Source organism: Collinsella aerofaciens, from assembly GCF_040910325.1.
GTDB lineage: Bacteria > Actinomycetota > Coriobacteriia > Coriobacteriales > Coriobacteriaceae > Collinsella > Collinsella aerofaciens_BL.
Genome location: NZ_JBDGAV010000022.1, coordinates 33,547 through 36,221, shown reverse-complemented (window position 1 = coordinate 36,221; position 2,675 = coordinate 33,547). Strand labels below are relative to the sequence as shown.

Annotated in this window: 3 protein-coding genes and 1 pseudogene; all 4 read left to right on the top strand. The window is 63.4% G+C overall.

Going from position 1 to position 2,675, the window contains the following annotated elements; translation table 11 throughout:
* A pseudogene (locus AB5Z25_RS08780) lies at positions 1–307 on the top strand (DNA integrity scanning diadenylate cyclase DisA); the annotation flags it as partial.
* Positions 307–1,035, top strand: a complete 729-nt coding sequence (gene ispD, locus AB5Z25_RS08775; protein WP_368135333.1) for a 2-C-methyl-D-erythritol 4-phosphate cytidylyltransferase — start codon at positions 307–309, stop codon at positions 1,033–1,035. The pseudogene AB5Z25_RS08780 and the gene ispD, both read left to right, overlap by 1 nt.
* A complete protein-coding gene (gene ispF, locus AB5Z25_RS08770; RefSeq protein ID WP_006234975.1) occupies positions 1,025–1,519 on the top strand; it encodes a 2-C-methyl-D-erythritol 2,4-cyclodiphosphate synthase in 495 nt (164 codons plus the stop codon). Before ispD ends, ispF begins: the two co-directional genes overlap by 11 nt.
* A 3-nt stretch (positions 1,520–1,522) precedes the next feature.
* On the top strand, positions 1,523–2,675 hold a 1,153-nt coding region (gene cysS / locus AB5Z25_RS08765; RefSeq protein WP_368135332.1), incomplete at its 3' end, for a cysteine--tRNA ligase.

The window sequence follows — 2,675 nt, the reverse complement described above, 5'->3', positions numbered from 1 at the left end:
CGCCGAGCTGAGCCGCATGACGCCTAAGGACCTGTCCGACCCGCAGCATGTGGCGGCGGTTCTGGGCTATGACGACCTGGACGAGGACTCCGTCATGACGCCGCTGGGCCTGCGCACGCTTTCGCGCGTGTCCGTCGTGCGCGACGGCGTGGCCGAGAAGATCGTCGACGAGTACGGCTCGCTGCAGGAGCTCATGGATGACATCAGCGAGGATCCGGAGCGCCTGGGCGACTTTGGCGTTAACAACCCTGCCATTCTTGCGGACTCCCTGTACCGCATGAAGGGCACCAAACAGGGGAACGCATAATGGCGCCCGTATGCGCCGTGGTCGTTGCCGGTGGCAGCGGCCAGCGCTTTGGTAACCCCGGCGGCAAGCAGCTCGTCAATGTAGCGGGCCGTCCGCTTATGAGCTGGTCCATCCGCGCGTTTGACCGTAGCGATAAGGTCGGCCACATCGTCGTGGTTTGCTCTGCCGAGCGCCGTGCCGAGATGCGCCGCCTGGCCATCGACCCGTTTGACTATGACACGCCCATCAGTTTTGCCGATGCCGGCGATACCCGCCAGGACTCCACCCGTGCCGGCGTGCACGCGGTGCCGGCGGGCTTTGAATACGTCGCCATTCACGATGGCGCTCGTCCGCTCATCACGACCGAGGCCATCGATCATGCGATCGACGTGCTTGTGGGCGACCGCTCGCTCGACGGTGTCGTGTGCGGTCAACCCGCGATCGACACACTCAAGATCGTCGACGGCGATAACATCGTCGAGACGCCGCCGCGTGAGCTTTATTGGGCTGCGCAGACGCCGCAGATCTTTAGCGTCGATGCTATGAAGCGCGCCCACGCTGCAGCCATTGCCGAGGGCTTTATCGGCACCGATGATTCGTCGCTGGTCGAGCGCATGGGTGGGCGCGTCCGCTGCGTCCAGAGCCCGCGCGATAACCTTAAGGTGACGGTGCCCGAGGACTTGCGTCCCGTAACCGCGATTCTGCTTGGCCGTATGGCCGAGGGAGAGGACCTTCCCCATGTTCAGTAACCTGCGCATTGGCCATGGCTACGACGTTCACCGTCTGGTGGAGGGGCGTCGATGTATCATCGGCGGTGTCGACATTCCCTACGAGCGCGGCCTGCTGGGCCACTCGGATGCCGATGTGCTCGCGCACGCCTTGGCCGACGCCATTCTGGGCGCCTGCCGCGGGGGAGACATCGGCAAGCTATTCCCCGACACCGATCCCGCCTACGAGGGTGCCGATTCGATGGTGCTGCTTGCCCGCGTGATGGACTATGCGCGCGAGCTGGGCTTTGAGTTTGTCGATGCCGATTGCACCATTGCCTGTCAGCAGCCTAAGATCACCCCGCACCGCGATGCCATGCGCGCCAACCTTGCCCATGCCCTGGGCGTTGACGTCGAAAACGTGGGCGTCGCCGCTACCACGACCGAAAAGCTCGGTTGGGAAGGCCAAGGCGAGGGAATCGGCGCCTGGGCCGTCTGCCTGCTACAGAAAACCGTTAAGGAGTAACGAATGCGTATCTACAACAGCGCTACCCATAAAAAGGAAGAGTTCCAGCCCATCGAGTCCGGCAAGGTCCGCATGTACGTGTGCGGCCCCACGGTCTACGACAACATCCACATCGGCAATGCTCGCACGTTCATCAGCTTCGATGTGATTCGTCGTTGGCTCATCGCGAGCGGCTATGAGGTCACGTTCGCCCAGAACCTCACCGATGTCGACGACAAGATCATCAAGCGCGCCAACGAGCAGGGCCGTACGGCCGCCGAGGTCGCGACGGAGTTCTCGGATAAGTTCATTGGCGTCATGCGCGCTGCCAACGTGCTCGATCCCGACGTGCGTCCCCGCGCTACCAAAGAGATCGGCCCCATGATCGCCATGATCAAGACGCTTATCGAGCAGGGCCATGCCTATGCCGCCGATAACGGCGACGTGTACTTTGCCGTGCGCAGCGATCCCAACTACGGCCAAGTCTCGGGCCGCAACATCGACGACCTTATGGTGGGTGCACGCATCGAGGAGAACGAGGACAAGAACGACCCGCTCGACTTTGCCCTGTGGAAGGCCGCCAAGCCCGGCGAGCCCAGCTGGCCGAGCCCTTGGGGCGAGGGCCGTCCCGGTTGGCATACCGAGTGCGCCGCCATGGTGCATCGTTACCTGGGCACCCCGATTGACATCCACGGCGGCGGCTCCGACCTTGCCTTCCCGCATCACGAGAACGAGTGCGCCCAGGCCACCTGCGCCTGGCACCAGGGCTTCTCCAACACCTGGATGCACACGGGCATGCTGCTGGTAGACGGCGAGAAGATGTCCAAGTCGCTCGGAAACTTCTTTACGCTGGCCGAGGTTCTCGAGCAGCACTCCGCTGCCGCCCTGCGCCTGCTGATGCTGCAGACGAGCTATCGCTCGCCGCTCGACTTCTCCTGGGAGCGCCTGGAGGGTGCCGAGAATTCGCTCACGCGTATCGCCGGTACGGTCGAGAACCTGCGCTGGGCCGCGAACCATGCGACGGCCGATGCCGATGAGGCAGCATCCGAGGCGTTTGCCGCCAAGTCCGCCGAGACCCGTGCCACCTTTAAGGAGTGCATGGACGACGACTTTAACACCGCCGGTGCCATGGGTGCCGTCTTTGGCTTTGTAACCGAGTGCAACCAGTACCTGGAGC